Source organism: Actinomycetota bacterium, assembly GCA_014360645.1.
In the GTDB taxonomy this organism is placed as follows: domain Bacteria; phylum Actinomycetota; class Geothermincolia; order Geothermincolales; family RBG-13-55-18; genus Solincola_B.
Genome location: JACIXD010000006.1, coordinates 1 through 17,018, shown reverse-complemented (window position 1 = coordinate 17,018; position 17,018 = coordinate 1). Strand labels below are relative to the sequence as shown.

Here is a 17,018-nt window from a genome sequence, read left to right as displayed (position 1 = left end):
AACTTGACGGCGGGGTCCCTTCCCGCCTTATGCGGCCCATCAGGCCTGGCCGTTCATAAAAGCCGCCCCATCCGCGGCCGTCTGTTCGCCGTAGGCTCCGAGCGTCCTCCTCCTGGCCCGCAGGGCGGACAGTTCCCCGGCCACGCCGGCCGCCATGTCCCGCAGCAGGGAGACGTTCTCGTCCTGCGCCGCGCGCAGCGCCTCCACGGACGCCGCGGCTCCGCGCTCCGCCGCCCCCAGCTCCTCCAGGTCCAGCTCCCGCAGGCGGGCGATGATGCCCTCCTTGGCGCGCGCCGCCCTGGCGGCGCCGGGCAGGTCCCCGCGGGAGAGCGCCTCGCGCTCCTCACGCAGCAGGAACTCGAAGTCCCCCAGCAGCCGCAGGCACTCGTCCACCGCCGCCGCGTTCATGCCTTTCCTCCCAGCGCCAGGTCGCCTTCTCCGCCGCGCGTCCTTCCCAACTTGCGTTCCGCCTCCTCCCAGGCCTCCTTGAGCTGCAGGACCAGCCCCCTCACCTCCGCCACCACGGCGGGGTCGCGCCTGAGGTTGGCCTGGATGAGGCGGTAGTTCATGTATTCGTACACGCGGAAGAGGTTGCGCGCGATCTCCCCGCCCTTCTCGAAATCCAGGGAGCCCATGAGCTCGCAGATGATGTCCTGGGCCTTCTTGAGGAAGCGCGCGCTCTCCGCTCCCGAGGCCACCGCCAGCGACCTCTCCGCCCGGGCCAGGTTCACGGCCAGCCCGTCGTAGAGCATGACGATGAGCCCCAGGGGGGTGGCGGTGGCCACGCTGTTGCGCCTGTATGCCTGGTCGACCTTATATCTCACCATGCCCGGCTCCTTACCTCGCTCCCGACCAGTTGCGGTTGAGGATGCTCACCTGGTTGCTCAGCCACTGGCTCTGGGACATCATCTGCGAGAGCAGCGTCTCCATGGCCGTGTACTGGCGCACGAGCCTTGCCTCGTAGGATCCCAGGCGCTCCTGCAACTTTTCCACCTGCTCCTTAAGGTCCTCGACCTGGCCCTCCATGCGCTTCTCCGCGCTGGACAGGATGCCTCCGGAGGCGGTCACCTCACCGAGGTAGATCTCCAGGGCCTTGAGCACGCCGGTCTGGCTCTCCTGCTTGACGAGATAATCCGTGCCCGCGGCGAGGGTGGACTTGGCATAGAGGGTGACCCCTGGAATGAGGGTGGAGTTGCTCCCTCCGGCCCGTATGGTCCCGGAGCCCATGTACTGCTCCGCTCCGGCGGTGGGGGTGAAATAGACCTCCAGGTTGCCTTCCCCGTCGCTCGCCACGCGGTAGGTCCCCGCGCCCGCCTGCCCGGTGGGACGCCCCGAAGCAGAGGCGATGCTCCCGTTCCCTCCCGCCTGCAGGGAGACGTCTCCCGTGTATCCGGCGATGATCCGGTAAACACGCTCCGGGTCATCCCGCAGGGCGGCGGTGAAAACGCTCTCGTCCAGCCTCAGTTCACCGGCCGCCAGGTCCGCCGTGCTCGCGCCCCCCACTCCGATGCCGATCTCTCGCAGGGTCATGGGGTAGCCGTCCATCCCCTGGGCCGCGTATCCCACCATGCCCTTGAGGCGCCGCAGCAGGTCCCGGGCCTGGGATACGCCGTTGAGCACTCCCGCCGTATTGGTCTTGACATCGTACTTGGTGTAAGCGGACAGCTTGGATACCAGATCGTTGTAGGCGGAGACGAACTCCTTTACCGCGTCGAGGGTCTTTTTCGTGTCTTGGGCCACGGTCAGGGAGGTGGGGACGTAGGCGCCGCCGGCATCGGTATCGCTCACCTGCAGCAGCTGCATGGTGACGCCGGGGATGAGCCCGCTCAAGGTGTTGGAGGCGGAGGTCATCACCTGCCCACCGTTCACGGTGTTGACGGAGAAACGGGCGTTGGCTCCCGGGGACTGCGCCGCCTTGCCCAGAAGGTTCAGGGCCTCCAGGAGGTTGCCTCCCACGTCCTCGAGGACGATGGATGCCGGTCCGGTCTGGAGGGCCGTGAGGGAGACGCCGTCCGCCACCGCGTCGTAGGACGCCCTCACCCCCGCCCCCGCGGCGTTGAGGCGGCCGAGGAAGGCGTTTAGGGAATCGCGGTACTTGTCGTAGGTCACCGCCCTGCCGTTGACCAGCACCAAGCCCCTGGCCTCCGCCCCCTCGCCGCTCAACAGGGCGAGGCCCGCGGGCGCGGATGCGAAGGAGAAGGAGACCTCGCTCCCGCCCGGGGGGCTCTCGTCGGTCACCACCAGACGAGCGTTGCCGGTCCCGTCGGGGTCGTAAACCTTTACCGAGACCGCCCCCGCCGTCCCCAGGGCGGCGCTCAGCTTGGCCTCCAGGTCGGCCGCCACCGCCGCGAGGTCGGTGACGCCCGCGGTGGCCGCGGCTAGGGCGCCGGTCTCATACGCGACGCCGTGGTACGTGAAGGATACGGTCTCGGTGCCCTCAAGGTCGAAAGCGATCTTCCCGGCCGTGCCGGAGCTCTCCACGTAGCCGGAGAGCCAGGAGTCTTTGAGGACCGCCGCCAGCCGGGCGTCATAGAGATATTCGCCCGGCGAGGCCGCCCCCAGGCCATAGGCGCTCACCACCGTCTCTCCCGACGTGGCTCCCCCGGAGGCAAGCAGGGGCTGCAGCCCCTCGGTCGCGCTCCCGTCCAGCGAGACAACACCGATGCTGCCGCCCGCGAGGTCGTCGGTGATCACCAGCCTGCCGTTGCCGGCTCCGGTGGGGTCTTCGACGCTCACCGTCACCGACCCCACCCCCTGCAGCTCGGCGTTGAGGGCGGCCTGCAGCGACGCGGCGAGGTCGGACAGGGCGGTCGTTCCGCCGGTGGCGGAGAGCGCCCCGGCCTGCGTGGTATATGTTTTGCCGCCGTAGGTGAAGGTCACCCTGGCGTCCGAGGACACGTCTCCCGCCACCGTCCCCTCCATGCCGCCCTCCGCTACTCCGCTGGTCCAGGTGGAGAGGGGATCGGAGCCGTAGAGGCGCGCCGCCTGGAGGAAGTTGCTGGTGTCGCTGCCGCTGCCCAGCGCTATGGAGCCCTCGGCCCGGTAGAGCTTGAGCAGGTTGAAGCGTCCGCTTCCGTCCCGCGCCATGGAGGCGACTATCCCCAGGCCCGCGCCGTTGATGAGAGCGGTCACGGAGTTCTCCCCGCTGTCCAGGGTGGTCGAGGAGTCTATGAAGACCCTGGTGCCGTTGATGGTGAAATAGCCCGTGGTGGGGACGACGGACATCCCGGATTCCGCCAGCGCGGCGGAGGCGTCCACCGCCGACCCTATGCCGGAAGTGGAGGCCGCCCTGGTGGACGTGGCCAGCCGGAACACGGTCACCTTGTGGGTGCCGGCGGCGGCGTCGGGCGCGGCCGTAGCGCTCACCGCGTTCCCGCTCACCTCCACTGACCGCGCCATCAGGTTGGCCCGCAGGGAGAGGGCGAAGGCCTTGCTCTTCAAGGAGGCGGCCAGCGAGTTCACCTCGCGCACCGCCACGAGGCGCGCGTTGACGGAAGCCTCCCTCTGCTGCAGAGCGACGATGGGCCTGCGCTCCACGGCCATGAGGGAATCGATGATCTGCCGCCAGTCCACCCCGCTGGCGAGGCCGGATACCCCTCGCAGCGAGCTCAGGTAGGCACACATGTCTCCCCTCTCCTTGCCTCTTCTACAGTCCTCGCATATGTCGTTTTTCTCTCGATCGCTCCCCATGGACGCGGCTCAGCATATCTCGTCCAGGTTCATGCCGTGCACCCGGTCCAGGTTGGAGAGAAAGCTCGCCACCATGTCCAGGTAGCTCTCCCGCGGTATCTCGTTGATCACCTCTCCCGTCTCCGAGTCCGTGATCCTGATCATCACCCGGTTGGTGGCCTCGTGCACCGAGAGCTTCACCTTATGGCCCCTTCTCTCCATCACCCGGCTGAGGAGGCTCAGCATGGGCCTCGGCTCCTCGTCCCCCTCCTCCCGGGGCCCGCGCGGACCCGGAGGGGGCGCTGCGGCCTGGGCCTCTTTTGCCTCTCTCTCCTTCCTGGTGACCTGGTGCGGCTCGGCGAACTGCGAGCCGTAGGTCGCCCCCAGCCTGCTGACATCCATGTCCATCACCACCAACGGTCCCGCACCTCATGCCCGGGACCCGTGCTTTTCTTCGGAGGGAGGGCGCTCGCCCTCCCTCCGGATCGCCTCATCCTCTCTATGACAGCAGCTGCAGCACCGTCTGGGGCACCGCGTTGGCCTGGGCGAGCATGGCCGTGCCCGCCTGGATCATGATCTGGTTGCGGGTGAAGGAGACCATCTCCGCCGCCATGTCCACGTCGCGGATGCGCGACTCGGATGCGGCGAGGTTCTCCTGGGCCACCCCCAGGTTGGCGATGGTGTGCTCCAGGCGGTTCTGGATCGCGCCGAGCGAGGACCTCTGCGTGGACACGGTGGTGATGGCCGTGTCCAGAACCTCGATGGCCTCCTCCGCGCCGGAGGCGGTACTCACGTTCACGCTGTTGATGCCCAGCCCCGACGCAGTCATGTCCCCGATGCTCACGCTTATGGTCTGGTCCTTGTTGGCCCCGATGTGCAGGGACATGGAGCTGGAGTTCACGGTGAAGCCGCCCGAGCCGCTGGCGATGTCCTGGTTGTCGATGGCTGAGTTCACGGTGACCTTGATGCCCAGGGAGGCGAAGGTCACCACCGCGGTGTCGAATCCCGTGGGCGGGGTGATGACCGCGTTCTCGGTTATCGCGCCGCGGGTGAGGGTCAGGGTGTTGCTGCCGCTGGCGTAGGAGAGGGTGTATGAACCCGGGGTGGCCCCCACCGACTCGATTTTAGCGATACCCGAGGCGGGCACCAGCGAGGCTCCGTTGACGGTGATGGAGGACCCGAGAGTTCCCGACAGGAGGACCTGGTTGTTGTAGGAAGTGGAATTGGCGATGCGCGACACCTCTTCGATGAGTTTGTCCACCTCCTCCTGGATGGCCTGGCGGTCCAAACTGGTGAGGGAGCCGTTGGCCGCCTGCACCGCCAGCTCCCTCATCCTCTGCAGGATGGAGTGGGTTTCCGCCAGCGCTCCCTCCGCGGTCTGGATGAGGGAGATGCCGTCCTGGGCGTTGCGGGACGCCTGCTGCAGGCCCTTCACCTGGCTGCGCAGCTTCTCGCTGATGCTCAGCCCCGCGGCGTCGTCGGCGGCGCGGTTGATGCGCAGACCCGAGGACAGTCTCTCCAGGGACTTGGAGAGGGCGTTGTCCGTCTGCGTCAGGTTACGGTGCGCGTTGTACGCGGCGATGTTCTGGTTGATCCTGAGACCCATTGCTCATCATCCTCCTTGATGTTCTTCCGGCCGGCCTCCCGGCCTCGCGGCCTCATGCCTTGCGCCGGTCTTTTTTCGGCCCCCGGCCGGGCCGTTCCCCTCGCGCGTGCTCATACGTATCTGTCTCCCTGGCATCACCGTCCTTCCTTGAACCCTGGGCAGCCTCCTGCCTTAAGGCGATTCTGGCGCCGCGTCCGCCGCTCTCCATCAACCGCATGGTCACCATCACCCCGTCAGATGGTCGATTGACGGAGCGCCTGGCAGAGAGGGAATGATGAGCGCCCGCGCCCCTCCCCGGCGCGCGGGCGCTCCTTCCGTCAATCCAGGGAGCAGGAGGCCGACACGTGCATCCTGCCCAGGCTCTTGAGCAGCTCTCCGAGTTCCCTCTGGACCTCGGTGGAGACAGGGGGCAGTATGGTCAGCCATAGGAATACCGCGTTCTCAAGCAATCCGATCTGCCTCTCGTCGAGTTGCATCTTTTTCCCTCCTTGGCGATGTTCACGTCCTTCCTGGTTCCACCGGGCCGTCAGGTTTTTCCCTGAGTCCGCCATCGCCGCCGACAGGGCGTTTACCCGTCTAGCGCAGCAGCTGCAGCACCGTCTGGGGCACCGCGTTGGCCTGGGCGAGCATGGCCGTGCCCGCCTGGATCATGATCTGGTTGCGGGTGAAGGAGACCATCTCCGCCGCCATGTCCACGTCGCGGATGCGCGACTCGGATGCGGCGAGGTTCTCCTGGGCCACCCCCAGGTTGGCGATGGTGTGCTCCAGGCGGTTCTGGATCGCGCCGAGCGAGGACCTCTGCGTGGACACGGTGGTGATGGCCGTGTCCAGAACCTCGATGGCCTCCTCCGCGCCGGAGGCGGTACTCACGTTCACGCTGTTGATGCCCAGCCCCGACGCAGTCATGTCCCCGATGCTCACGCTTATGGTCTGGTCCTTGTTGGCCCCGATGTGCAGGGACATGGAGCTGGAGTTCACGGTGAAGCCGCCCGAGCCGCTGGCGATGTCCTGGTTGTCGATGGCTGAGTTCACGGTGACCTTGATGCCCAGGGAGGCGAAGGTCACCACCGCGGTGTCGAATCCCGTGGGCGGGGTGATGACCGCGTTCTCGGTTATCGCGCCGCGGGTGAGGGTCAGGGTGTTGCTGCCGCTGGCGTAGGAGAGGGTGTATGAACCCGGGGTGGCCCCCACCGACTCGATTTTAGCGATACCCGAGGCGGGCACCAGCGAGGCTCCGTTGACGGTGATGGAGGACCCGAGAGTTCCCGACAGGAGGACCTGGTTGTTGTAGGAAGTGGAATTGGCGATGCGCGACACCTCTTCGATGAGTTTGTCCACCTCCTCCTGGATGGCCTGGCGGTCCAAACTGGTGAGGGAGCCGTTGGCCGCCTGCACCGCCAGCTCCCTCATCCTCTGCAGGATGGAGTGGGTTTCCGCCAGCGCTCCCTCCGCGGTCTGGATGAGGGAGATGCCGTCCTGGGCGTTGCGGGACGCCTGCTGCAGGCCCTTCACCTGGCTGCGCAGCTTCTCGCTGATGCTCAGCCCCGCGGCGTCGTCGGCGGCGCGGTTGATGCGCAGACCCGAGGACAGTCTCTCCAGGGACTTGGAGAGGGCGTTGTCCGTCTGCGTCAGGTTACGGTGCGCGTTGTACGCGGCGATGTTCTGGTTGATCCTGAGACCCATTGCTCATCATCCTCCTTGATGTTCTTCCGGCCGGCCTCCCGGCCTCGCGGCCTCATGCCTTGCGCCGGTCTTTTTTCGGCCCCCGGCCGGGCCGTTCCCCTCGCGCGTGCTCATACGTATCTGTCTCCCTGGCATCACCGTCCTTCCTTGAACCCTGGGCAGCCTCCTGCCTACCGGAAAAGCTGGTCGTCCGTATTGAGCATCGGAAAAGCGCCTCCGAGCCACATCCACCTTTCGTAGGAGAGAGGGGTGACCGAAGATGGATATGGGCGTCTCGCATAAAGCGCAAGCATTCTCGGGCGGCCGCGACAGCCGCCCTCTCCACATCGCGACGACCGCCCGTCCTGCCTCCGCACCTCAAGTCCTTACCGGAGCAGGCATGACTCGGATGCGGGACAGGGTGGCTTTGCCCGCCCCGTCGCGTTCCCGGTATCTGATGTCGGGTTTGACGTGGCGGAGCGAGCAGCCGCGAGCATGTCTCGCGGCGCCATATCGAGCCTCCCCGCCGGGCTCCGCATGGAGATGAAGGGGAAGCGCGGGGCATCGGCAATCAACCCCTTGCCGCCGCCCAGACCACCGACCGGTTGATTGACCCCCCGCGGAACCGGGTTATAAACGGCTCGCAAGGCGGGTAGCCGGAACGAGGAAGAGCGGTAGAGGTGGCGGGGATGAAGGTCCTCTATCTATATGCCAACCTGCAGGGGTCCGGGCATTATCGCTGTATCTACCCCGGTCGTGCCCTTGAGAGGCTGGGACACCGGGTGCGCTTCACGGACCGCCTGGAGACCTGGAGCGACACCTCCCTTCCCCTGGACCTGGAACACGACCTCTACGTCTTCCAGCTCTCGCAGGACGAGTCCACCCTGCGCTGCATGCGCGCCCTGGGGGAGGCGGGGAAGGCGCGCGTCTACGAGATAGACGACTACTATCACGCCATCCCCTTCTACAATCCCTCCTCATCCAGTTTCCGCGGCCGCGCAAGCGAGAGACTAGCGGCCATGGAGGAATGCATGCGCGAGGCGGACGCGGTGACGGTCGCCACGCCCGAGCTGGCGGAGAGATATTCCCGCTTCAACCCCCTGACCTTCCCCCTCCCCAACTGCGTGGACACCGGAGATCCCGCGTGGCAGGTGCGGCGGGAGAAGAGGGACGGGGCGCTGGTGGTGGGTTGGGCGGGCTCCCCCACCCACGCCGAGGATTTCCGCCTGGTGGTGGGAAGCCTGAAGCGCTTATGCCGGAGATACCCGAGGGTTAAGGTCGCCGTGGGTGGAGCCGCGGACGTCTATGCGCTGCTGGAGGGCATCCCCGAGGAACAGAAGATATTCCTGCCGCCCGTGGGCTTTCGGGAATATCCCGCCATGCTGGCCAACTTCGACATCGGACTGGTGCCCCTGGCGGACAACGAGTTCAACCGCTGCAAGAGCGACCTCAAGGGGCTGGAATATTCCTGCCTGGGCATACCGGTGCTGGCCAGCCCGCGGCCTTCCTACCTTCGACTGGTGAAGGACGGGGTCAACGGTTTCCTCTGCGAGGGCGCGCGCGACTGGCTTGCCAAGCTCACCTACCTGGTGGAGAACGAGAGTGCCCGCGGTGAGATGGGACGCAGAGCGCGGGAGGCGGCCGCCGCCAGGAGCGTGGATAGAGTCGCCGCCTTCTGGGAGGGGGTCTTTACGGCCTTGGTGGCGGAAAAGCGGCTGCGTGTCTCGATGACCGCCGGCAACAACTGAAACGGGAGGAGCTTGTAGAGGATGCTTTACTACTTCATCCCTTACGGGCGCCTACAGGAGCTGCTCGCGGCAGGCGGGCCCGATTTCACCCGGGGTATAGGCGAGCTGGTCAAGGGAGAGAAGCTGGTGGAGTTGAGGTGCCCCTTCTGCGGGGAGTTCTTCATCGCCGCCTTCCGCCCCGGCTCGCTCGACAAGCCGTGCCCCGCCTGCCGCGCGAGCATGGCGGAAGAGGGAGGAGAAGCGGACGGCCGCCGGCGTGGCGGCGGTCGCGGATCGAGCGGGCGGGAGGAGGAGAAGGCCGCGAAAACGGGGGCCCCGGAACGCCCGCGCTGACGGCAAGCGGCCGCGGAGATGCGCGAACTCGGCGATCATTTTTATCCACCCCCATGACGCCCTGGGCGCAGCGGCGGCGTACGGGTGCGCGGGGGATCCTCCCTGCGTGTTCTTCAACCACGCAGACAGCGAATTCTGGCTGGGCGCGTCCAGTTGCGACCACTACGTTGATTTCCGCACCATAGGAGCGGAGCTCAGCCTTCGCGAGAGAGGCGTGGCAAGCACGCGGGTTATCCCCCTCACCACGGACCTGGCGAGGGTACCCGATATCCGGGCCTCTCTGGGGATCCCGCGCCGCGCCACCCTCTCCTTATTTCTTAGTAGTATATGGAAGGCTATGACCGACCCCGGCTTCTGTTTTTTCCGCGCCGTGTCGCACATCCTGGAAAAGCACCCCCACCATTACCATCTATTCCTGACCGTCCCCCCGGAGCCGGAGACCCTTGCGGGCCTCATGCCCATGGAGAGGGATGCGGCACGGCGTTTCATGATCACGGGACCCTACGCGGACTTGCGTCCCTTCTACTCCAGCTCCGATTTTCTCGTCGAGACCTTTCCTGTGGTGGGCGGCACGGTACGCGTGGAGGCCATGGCCATGGGCCTTCCCGTGGTGGCCTTCAGCCATCCGGAGCAGCCACTTTACTCATCCACCGACGCGCTGGGTCCGGACTATCCGTATACCGCCTCGAGCGAGGAAGACGTGGAGAGGATCGCCTCCTTCTTCATCGAGGACGCCGCGGCGCGGCAAGCCTGCGGGTCCCGACTGCGGGAGCGCTTCCGGGATACGGCCTCCCCTCCCCTGGTACGAGCGGAGCTGCTGCGCCTGCTGGAGGAGGTGGCGGCATGACAGCCGCCGGTACGGGATCGCGCAGGGCGATACCCCGAGAGCGCCTGCACGGGTGTGAGCCGATGAGACGCCGCGTCCCCATGGTCAGGCCGCTCATCGGCGAGGAGGAAGAACGCGCCGTGTTCGAGGTGCTCGATTCCGGCAGGCTGGCGCAGGGACCGGTGGTCAGGGCATTCGAGGCCGCCTTCGCCGCTTACTGCGGCGCCGCCCATGCCGTCGCCGTTTCCAACGGCACCGTCGCCCTCCACGCCGCCCTGCGCGCCTTCGGCATCTCGGAGGGTGACGAGGTGATCACCACGCCGTTCTCATACTCGGGCACGAGGTCTGCTTCATGAACGACAAGTACGTGGCCAGTCGTACCGACGTCCCCCTGCGGGGCCCCGCGGTGAGGAGGGGCGCTTCGGTCGGCGCAAACGCCGCCGTGCTCGCCAGCGTGGAGGTCGGCGAGGGCGAGGTAGTGGGAGCGGGCGCCGTGGTGACCCGCGACGTGCCTTCGGGAATCACGGCGGTGGGGAACCCGGCGCGTCCCCCGGTGCGCGAACGCCGCGTTCCCTCCACAGGCGGAGCTGGATAAGGAGGACATGCATGCGGAGCTCGCGATCATCCGGAGCGAGACGCGTGGACCTGTGTCTTTTCCGTGTGGGCAGAGACAGGAAGAGCCTCAACGCCTTCCGTCTCTGCAACCTCCTCTCGCAGAGAGGGCACGAAGTCTCTTTGACCGCGGTGGGTAGAGGTCACGAGCACGCGTGGTTCCCCCTCGCCGTAAAACCCCGCTACGTGGTCCCGGCGGACGGCGCACGCCGGTGGATATACTTTGGAGGGGCGGCGAGGAAGGGGAGCGCGGGAGGGGCGGCCGCCGCAGGATGGGATGGCGCCGGCAACAACGTCGGAGGTTGCGTCATGAGCCTAAAACGATGCCTTTAGCGTGTTCCTGAGCAGATGTCTTGATCGTTTAAAACCATACATGGCAGTCAATGCAGGCGTGTTTCTTGTCTTTCCGAACCGTGGGCCTGGTGGGCGTCGAGCGATCGTGTTGCCGCCGCGCGCACCGCGGCGGGCTGGCATCGCGGATCCTCGACCGTGAAGAACCGCGCCCTCGACTCCCTGACCGGCAGTTCAGGAGAGAAGGGTGGCGCTCAGCATGAGCAGCGCCCGGGGATGGGAGGGGTCGCTCTCCAGGGCGGCGCGCAATGCTCGTTCCGCCTCTTCCTGTTCCCCCTCCTCGGCGCATATCGAGGCGTATTCACATAGGAGGTCGGGGTCCCCCGGCGAGACGGCCAGCCCTTTCCGCAAAAGGGACTTGGCCTCCTCAAGCCGTCCGCGTTCCCTCGAGATGGTGGCCAGGTTCGCTAGGGCGTCCGGGTTTAGGGGATCCGCCCGCAACGCCATCTCGAAGCATGCCCGCGCTTCCTCGGTGAGCCCCTCCCGGTATCGGCAGGCGCCCAGCCCGTTCCAGGCCCGCGATGCGCTCTCAGGCATGCCGGCGGCCTCCACGAAGATAGCCTCCGCCTCCGAGCTCCTGCCTTCCTCGAGGAGGGCTTCGGCCAAGTCACAGAGTCCCGGACCCCCGCGGCCAGCCTCTTTTTCCGGGGCCGTGCCCGGGATTGTGCCTCTGCTTTCCCCCGCTCCCGCCATCTGCTTCACCGCCTTCCGGGGACGTTTCGCGCCATATGTCGAGGGCCGCCGGCGCACAGGGAATGTCTGCCGGCCGAAAAGGCGATACCGCCGACACACCCGCTCCATCCCATGCGCTCTCCGAGGCGGTCGGTCAAACGCCGCGCCTCCGGGCCAGAGCTTCCTCGACCTCCCACTCCGCGAGCCTCCTTCTGGCCGCCTCCACCCTTTCCTCCCATTCCGCCGGCGCGCAGTCTATGAAGCGTCGCAGGGCCCTGGCGCAGGCCTCGCGGTCTCCCAGCTCCTCCTCCACCGCCGCCAGGTTGAACCAGACCTCGGGCAGTCTCTCCTCCAGCTCCAAGGCTCGCAGGTAGCAGAAACGCGCCTCCTTCAGTGCTCCAAGGCGCGACAATATGTTGCCCCTCTCGTTCCAGGCCTCCGCGGCCGTCGGTTCGCGCACGATGGCCTCTTCCACGCATTCCAGGGCGCCCTCCAGGTCTCCCCTCGCTTCACGGCACGCCGCCAGCCCCAGCCAAGAGGTCAGGCTGTCTTGCTCCTCCTCGAGGGCCGCGTAAAAACAACCCTCCGCCTCATCATAACCGTGCGCCGCCAGGCATGCCGCTCCCGCGGCCTCCAGTACCTCGGGGTCGCGGGGCACGAACCTGAGCGCCTCGCGATAACAGTCCGCCGCCTCGCCGGCCCGGCCGCTCAGTGCCAGCAGCCATCCCCTGCGCCGCCAGGCCTCGGCGTTCTTCGGGTTGGCCTTCACGGCCCTACCGTAACATTGCAGCGCCTTCCCGAACTCGCCTCGAGACTGGAGATTGCGTCCCTTCTCCAGCCACGCCTCGTCGTCCCCAGGGTCGCGCTGCAACACCCTGTCGAAACACCTCGCCGCCTCCCGCATGCGTCCCATCCTCTCCAGGCAGAGGCCCTTCCTCATCTCCTCCCAACGCGGCTCCCGCACCAGCCGCGCCGCCTCCTCGTAGCCCCGCACGGCCTCCTCGTACCTCTCGGCCATCTCCAGGCAGAAGGCGCGGTTGAAAACCGGTCTGGGGTCCGTGGGGATAAGGCGCGACGCCCGCTCCATGCAGGACACGGCCTCGGTATAACTCCCCATTCCCGCCAGGCAAACACCGCGCCCCATCTCCGCGGCGGCGAGCATGTCGATGTTGCCGCTTCCCCTCAGGAGGCTCGCGGCGCGCTCGAAGCAACCCTTCGCCTCCTCCGGCCTGCCCTCTCGGTCATGGACCACGCCCATGTTGTACCAAGCATGGGCCTCCGAACCGCCCGCCTCCAGCGACGCCCGCAGGCAGGACATGGCGCCTTTCATGTCTCCCGACATGCTGCGGATGATGGCGATGTTGACCCATGCCCCGGAGGCATCGGGGTCGGCCCGCAGCGCCCCCTCGAAGAGCTCCAGCGCCCCGCCGTGATCGCCTCGCAGGGCGTGTTCGAGGCCGCTCGCGAAGGTCTCCTCGGGGGCATGGACAGAGGCGCTCTGTCCCGGCACCGCCCCCCCGGCGGCGCCCGCGGTACCGGCCGCCCGCCTCCTGTCCCCCTCAACCCGGGGCGCTAAGGCCCAGAAGTGCTCGTTCCTGCGCATCCCGTCGCAGAGATTGAGCGCCTTGTACAGGAGAGCGGGGTCTTGGTCCAGTTTCAGGGCCCGGGAGAGCAGGCGCACGGCGTTGGAGCGCATCCCCTGCCGGTCGTAGATACGGCAGAGATAGAGATAGAGCAGGGCCTTCTTCTCCTTCCGCAGCCGTCCACCGTAGCGGTCCAGGGCGTAGGAATAGAGGCGCATATAGTCCTCGTCCCATTCTACGGGGTTATGGATGGAGGGTTTGTCGCCGTGGATGCGGTATCCCACCAGTGCATCGGAAAGGAAAGAGTACAGATGCGAATCCGCCAGGTCCAGCAACAGCTTGTGGTCGTTGTTGTACCTGAGGTCCTCGTCGTACCGTATGGCCGCCATGGTCTCGCGCTTCGCCGCGATGCTGCTGTGCAACACGTGATTGCCCATCACCAGCTCGTCGAAAAGGTCGCCGGCCTTCTTCCTCTCCTCCGCGCGGCAAGAGGCGGTGAAGGTCTTCCCCGTGTACCTCCCCTCCGCGTCCACCAAAACGCCCTCCGTCCACACCACGAGGTCCTCGTTGTCCCGCAGCACCTCCCACTGCCGCCGCAGCTTATCCGGCATCCAGAGGTCGTCCGAGTTTATCACCGCCACGAACCTCCCCGTCGCCAGGTCGAGGGCTTCGTTCAAGGTCGCGGAGATGCCCCGGTTGCGGGCGTGGAAATGCGCCTTCACCCTGTGGTCGTTCGCGGCATACCGCCTGATGATATCGGGCGTGGAATCGCGTGAGGCGTCGTCGATGACGATGAGCTCGAGGTCCGAGAACGTCTGCCCGAGCACGCTCTCCATGGCCTCGGCCACGAAGCGCTCGTGGTTGTAGGCGGGCATGAGCACGCTGAACGTCGCCAAGGTCAGTCCTCCCTTAACCGGCCTTCCCGGCCGCCGTGGAGCGGGCATATCGGGCTACCCGCAGGCTAGACTTTATCTACGCCACGGCATCCGCATATCACGCATTTGGGGGATACGGGAGGGGAAAAAGCGCGTAAATCCTCGCCGGAGAGAACCATCGACGGGCAGGAGCGCCGGCGGGGCGGGATAGAGCCGAGGGGACGGGAGGGGGTCATCTTCATGCGGGCACATCCGTGAACGGCGGGCCCGGGTCCGTGGGTCGAAGGCAAAGGGGCAAGGGCGGGATAGAGCCGAGGGGACGGGAGGGGGTCATCTTCATGCGGGCACATCCGTGAACGGCGGGCCCGGGTCCGTGGGTCGAAGGCAAAGGGATGAAAGAGCCGGGCCTCTTGCCGGAGGAGCCGTACGCGAAGGGACGCCCCCTCACTCGTAATAGCCCGTCTCCAGCGCGTAAGCGAGGACGCCGGTGTACAGGCCGTTCACGAAGGCCTCCAGGAGCTGTTTGTCCTTGAGCAGGCGCCTTATCTCATCATGCTTTTCGCCCCAGCCCCCCTCAAGGTTTAGGCGCAGCGTGCCCTCCGCCTCCTCCCACCGTAGGGCTCCCGCGGCCGTCAGTTCGCGCACCTCCTTCTCCAGGTCCTCGTGCAGCGATCCCAACCTCGACCCCAACTGGCGCAGCGTGCATCCCTCGCTTCCGGCCTCATCCACGGCCAAGAGCACCCCCGCCTTCTCCAGGCTGTCCACGCCGTAACCCACCAGCCTCGCGGCCTCCCGCATGCCGGGAAGGTCGAGGAGGAGTCCCGTTTTGGCCTCCAGGCTCTCCCTGGAGGTGAGGAAGGCGATGAGGGCGGTGAGGAGATCGAGGTCGATGGGCTTCACGAGGTATCCGTCCGCTCCCCTCATGAAGGCCTCCAGGATCCGGTCCAGCCCTCCCAGGCCGGTGACGCAGACCACCGGTATCTCGCGCAGGCCGCTGTGGGACTTCATGGCCTCCAGGAACTCGTAGCCGCTCATCACCGTCATGCGCAGGTCGAGCAGCACCAGGTGGGGGAAGGACTCGTACAGGGATTCCAGCCCCTGCGTCCCCCTCTCGGCCTCTATCACGGTGTGCCCTTCGGCCTCGAGCATGCGCGTCACCATACGCGCCATCTCCGGCTCGTCCTCGATGTAGAGGATGCGCTTGCTCTCACCCCTGCCGCCCATGCGCGCCCCCTAGTTCCTCCATTATCCTCTCGGCCTCCCGCGCCCCCTCGAAACTGGAGCGCGCCGCCTCCTCGTTGGCCCGCCTGATCTCCTCGTAGACTTCCTTCCGGTGCACGGTCACCGAGCGCGGCGCCTTTATGCCGAGGCGGACCTTGTCTCCCTTGATCTCCAGCAGGCAGACCTCCACCTCGTCTCCGATCATCACGCTCTCGTTTATCTTCCGGGTGAGAACGAGCATCCCTGCTCCTTTGCGAAGTCCTTCATTCCGCCGTGCCCGCCTCCCCCGCCTCGCGGGGGAAGAGGTAGTGCCGAGTGGTGTATTCCGGGTTCAGGAGCACCACTTGCTTGGCCCTCCTGGTATTGAGGTTCACCACCGTGGGCCCCTTGAGGTTGACGCTGGTCATCTCCACCCGCTCCGGGACGGTGACGAAGCAGAAGACGGAGAAATTATAGGGCTCCTCCAGCTCCAGCGCCTCCACGTCCTCGTCGGGTATCTCCGGCGCGTAGTCAGGAAAGAAATTCCAGGGGTCCGCGACCAGGAAGGCCAGGGAGGGCTCCTCCAGCGACTGCAGCCACATGAACGGCCCCTGCCGGTGTTCCAGGAGCACGAACTCGCGGTAGGCGGGGAACCCCAGGATGCCCTCCACGAAGCTTATCACCTGCTCCTCGCCGTATTCTATGCTCCCCAGCTTGGCGCTCTCGTACCTCAACATCTCTCCCCCGTCACGCTGTCCGGCCTATACTATCATATTAAAAGGGTGATGTTCCCTCCACCAGGTGGTTGAATTGCGGTCCCGCCCTCCCGCTTCAACCCAGGTAGTCGAGGAGGGAGGGCAGGATGACCCGCGCGCAGGCGGCCAGGGATGCCTGGTAGGCGCTCTGCTTGAGGTTCATGTTCATCACCGCCTCCGCGAGGTCCACGTCCTCGGCCTCGGAGAGCAGGCTCATCTCCCTTTCCGTGAGCTGGGATATGAGGGACTCCATGCGCTCAAGGCGGTTCGCGGCCGAGCCCGTCACCCCCTGCTTCTCCACCACCTTGTCCATGGCGTCGTCGATGGCTCCCAGCAGCTCTCCTCCCACCGCCTGGTGGTCCCCAGCCCTCACCGCCTGGGCCAGGTCGTACAGGAGCTTGAACACGTTGGTCCCCGAGACCCCGATGTTCATGAAGGCCTCCTCGCCGGTGACGTTCACCGCCAGGTCCGCCCCCGGCCCGATGTTCACCCGTATGTGCTCCGCGTTGCCGTTGTAGAGGACGTCGGTGCCCGTCCAGGTGAAGGGCTCCTCGCCGGTACGCGTGCCCGAGAACACGTAGCGTCCCGCGAACTGCTGGCGGCTGAGCTGCATGATGGTGTCCCTGAACTCGTCGATGCGCAGGGCGATGTTCTCGCGGTCGGTGCCGGTGAGGTAGCCGTTGGCCGCTTGGATGGCCAGGGTGCGCACCTCCCGGAGGGCCTCGGTGATGTTGCTCAGGGCGTAGTCGGTGGTGGTCACCCAGCCCTTTATCTCGCTCACGTTACGCGCGTATTGCTCCAGCACCAACACCGCTCCCCGCGAGCTGATGGCGCGGTGGGTGGCAAAGGGATCGTCGGAGGGACGGTTCACCCTCTTCCCCGTGGAGAGCTGCTCCTGGACCGCGAGGACCTCCCCCAGCACGCGCTGCAGGTCCTTCAGGGTGTTCTCGCTGATCATGCGGTTGGTTATCCTCATCCCTCATCCCTCCTACCTGCCCACGATGCCCATGCCGTTGATGATGGTGTTGAGGGCGTCGTCCATCACCGTGATGGCCCGCGCCGCCGCCTGGAAGGCCCGCTGCGCCTCCTGCAGGCGCACCATCTCCTCGTCTATGTATACGCCGGA

At 66.5% G+C, this 17,018-nt stretch carries 19 protein-coding genes; 5 read left to right on the top strand and 14 right to left on the bottom strand.

Annotated elements, in window-relative coordinates; all coding sequences use genetic code 11:
- Positions 1-39: 39 nt before the first annotated feature.
- From H5T74_06675 to H5T74_06645, 7 genes are all read right to left on the bottom strand, one after another.
- Positions 40-408, bottom strand: a complete 369-nt coding sequence (locus tag H5T74_06675) for a hypothetical protein (protein MBC7230059.1) — start codon at positions 406-408, stop codon at positions 40-42.
- On the bottom strand, positions 405-827 hold the full coding sequence (gene fliS, locus H5T74_06670; GenBank protein MBC7230058.1) for a flagellar export chaperone FliS: 423 nt from the start codon (positions 825-827) through the stop codon (positions 405-407). Before fliS ends, H5T74_06675 begins: the two co-directional genes overlap by 4 nt.
- Positions 828-837: 10 nt before the next feature.
- On the bottom strand, positions 838-3,624 hold the full coding sequence (gene fliD, locus H5T74_06665; GenBank protein ID MBC7230057.1) for a flagellar filament capping protein FliD: 2,787 nt from the start codon (positions 3,622-3,624) through the stop codon (positions 838-840).
- 75 nt (positions 3,625-3,699) lie between these two features.
- Positions 3,700-4,086 (bottom strand): flagellar protein FlaG, encoded by a 387-nt coding sequence (locus tag H5T74_06660; protein ID MBC7230056.1) that lies wholly within the window; start codon positions 4,084-4,086, stop codon positions 3,700-3,702.
- 82 nt (positions 4,087-4,168) lie between these two features.
- On the bottom strand, positions 4,169-5,275 hold the full coding sequence (locus tag H5T74_06655) for a flagellin (protein MBC7230055.1): 1,107 nt from the start codon (positions 5,273-5,275) through the stop codon (positions 4,169-4,171).
- 317 nt (positions 5,276-5,592) lie between these two features.
- Entirely contained in the window at positions 5,593-5,751 is a 159-nt protein-coding gene (locus H5T74_06650) for a hypothetical protein (GenBank protein ID MBC7230054.1), read from the bottom strand.
- Between the two features lie 100 nt (positions 5,752-5,851).
- Positions 5,852-6,958 (bottom strand): flagellin, encoded by a 1,107-nt coding sequence (locus H5T74_06645; GenBank protein ID MBC7230053.1) that lies wholly within the window; start codon positions 6,956-6,958, stop codon positions 5,852-5,854.
- 668 nt (positions 6,959-7,626) lie between these two features.
- Here H5T74_06645 and H5T74_06640 point away from each other — a divergent pair.
- The 5 genes from H5T74_06640 to H5T74_06620 all read left to right on the top strand — a co-directional run bounded on the left by H5T74_06640 (position 7,627) and on the right by H5T74_06620 (position 10,439).
- The gene (locus H5T74_06640; GenBank protein MBC7230052.1) at positions 7,627-8,685 is read left to right on the top strand and encodes a glycosyltransferase; all 1,059 of its coding nucleotides are present in this window, start codon (positions 7,627-7,629) and stop codon (positions 8,683-8,685) included.
- A 21-nt stretch (positions 8,686-8,706) separates the two neighbouring features.
- Entirely contained in the window at positions 8,707-9,018 is a 312-nt protein-coding gene (locus tag H5T74_06635) for a hypothetical protein (protein MBC7230051.1), read from the top strand.
- Positions 9,019-9,124: 106 nt separating this feature from the next.
- Positions 9,125-9,865, top strand: coding sequence for a glycosyltransferase family 4 protein (locus tag H5T74_06630; protein MBC7230050.1), 741 nt, complete (start codon positions 9,125-9,127; stop codon positions 9,863-9,865).
- Between the two features lie 62 nt (positions 9,866-9,927).
- The gene (locus H5T74_06625; protein ID MBC7230049.1) at positions 9,928-10,200 is read left to right on the top strand and encodes a DegT/DnrJ/EryC1/StrS aminotransferase family protein; all 273 of its coding nucleotides are present in this window, start codon (positions 9,928-9,930) and stop codon (positions 10,198-10,200) included.
- Complete coding sequence (locus tag H5T74_06620; GenBank protein MBC7230048.1) at positions 10,197-10,439, top strand: hypothetical protein; 243 nt, start codon at positions 10,197-10,199, stop codon at positions 10,437-10,439. The genes H5T74_06625 and H5T74_06620 overlap by 4 nt, the downstream gene beginning before the upstream one ends.
- Positions 10,440-10,981: 542 nt before the next feature.
- Here the strand turns inward: H5T74_06620 and H5T74_06615 are convergent.
- The 7 genes from H5T74_06615 to H5T74_06585 all read right to left on the bottom strand — a co-directional run.
- Positions 10,982-11,413: a tetratricopeptide repeat protein gene (locus H5T74_06615; protein MBC7230047.1), complete on the bottom strand. Its 432-nt coding sequence runs from the start codon at positions 11,411-11,413 to the stop codon at positions 10,982-10,984.
- Between the two features lie 220 nt (positions 11,414-11,633).
- A complete protein-coding gene (locus tag H5T74_06610; GenBank protein MBC7230046.1) occupies positions 11,634-13,958 on the bottom strand; it encodes a tetratricopeptide repeat protein in 2,325 nt (774 codons plus the stop codon).
- A 423-nt stretch (positions 13,959-14,381) separates the two neighbouring features.
- Positions 14,382-15,161 carry a response regulator gene (locus H5T74_06605; protein ID MBC7230045.1) on the bottom strand — a complete coding sequence of 260 codons (780 nt, stop codon included), beginning with the start codon at positions 15,159-15,161 and terminating at the stop codon, positions 14,382-14,384.
- A complete protein-coding gene (csrA, locus tag H5T74_06600) occupies positions 15,145-15,399 on the bottom strand; it encodes a carbon storage regulator CsrA (GenBank protein MBC7230044.1) in 255 nt (84 codons plus the stop codon). Before csrA ends, H5T74_06605 begins: the two co-directional genes overlap by 17 nt.
- A 22-nt stretch (positions 15,400-15,421) precedes the next feature.
- Positions 15,422-15,874, bottom strand: a complete 453-nt coding sequence (locus tag H5T74_06595; GenBank protein MBC7230043.1) for a flagellar assembly protein FliW — start codon at positions 15,872-15,874, stop codon at positions 15,422-15,424.
- A gap of 94 nt (positions 15,875-15,968) precedes the next feature.
- Positions 15,969-16,868, bottom strand: a complete 900-nt coding sequence (flgL, locus tag H5T74_06590; protein ID MBC7230042.1) for a flagellar hook-associated protein FlgL — start codon at positions 16,866-16,868, stop codon at positions 15,969-15,971.
- A 12-nt stretch (positions 16,869-16,880) separates the two neighbouring features.
- Positions 16,881-17,018 (bottom strand): hypothetical protein (locus H5T74_06585; GenBank protein MBC7230041.1); only part of this gene is annotated, 138 nt, incomplete at its 5' end.

Bases quoted from the DNA above. Each gene is read 5' to 3' on its own strand.
- H5T74_06650 (MBC7230054.1), bottom strand. From the start codon at position 5,751: ATGCAACTCGACGAGAGGCAGATCGGATTGCTTGAGAACGCGGTATTC.
- H5T74_06675 (MBC7230059.1), bottom strand. From the start codon at position 408: ATGAACGCGGCGGCGGTGGACGAGTGCCTGCGGCTGCTGGGGGACTTC.
- H5T74_06620 (MBC7230048.1), top strand. From the start codon at position 10,197: ATGAACGACAAGTACGTGGCCAGTCGTACCGACGTCCCCCTGCGGGGC.
- H5T74_06640 (MBC7230052.1), top strand. From the start codon at position 7,627: ATGAAGGTCCTCTATCTATATGCCAACCTGCAGGGGTCCGGGCATTAT.
- H5T74_06635 (MBC7230051.1), top strand. From the start codon at position 8,707: ATGCTTTACTACTTCATCCCTTACGGGCGCCTACAGGAGCTGCTCGCG.
- csrA (MBC7230044.1), bottom strand. From the start codon at position 15,399: ATGCTCGTTCTCACCCGGAAGATAAACGAGAGCGTGATGATCGGAGAC.
- fliS (MBC7230058.1), bottom strand. From the start codon at position 827: ATGGTGAGATATAAGGTCGACCAGGCATACAGGCGCAACAGCGTGGCC.
- fliD (MBC7230057.1), bottom strand. From the start codon at position 3,624: ATGTGTGCCTACCTGAGCTCGCTGCGAGGGGTATCCGGCCTCGCCAGC.
- H5T74_06655 (MBC7230055.1), bottom strand. From the start codon at position 5,275: ATGGGTCTCAGGATCAACCAGAACATCGCCGCGTACAACGCGCACCGT.
- H5T74_06645 (MBC7230053.1), bottom strand. From the start codon at position 6,958: ATGGGTCTCAGGATCAACCAGAACATCGCCGCGTACAACGCGCACCGT.
- H5T74_06595 (MBC7230043.1), bottom strand. From the start codon at position 15,874: ATGTTGAGGTACGAGAGCGCCAAGCTGGGGAGCATAGAATACGGCGAG.
- H5T74_06625 (MBC7230049.1), top strand. From the start codon at position 9,928: ATGAGACGCCGCGTCCCCATGGTCAGGCCGCTCATCGGCGAGGAGGAA.
- H5T74_06605 (MBC7230045.1), bottom strand. From the start codon at position 15,161: ATGGGCGGCAGGGGTGAGAGCAAGCGCATCCTCTACATCGAGGACGAG.
- flgL (MBC7230042.1), bottom strand. From the start codon at position 16,868: ATGAGGATAACCAACCGCATGATCAGCGAGAACACCCTGAAGGACCTG.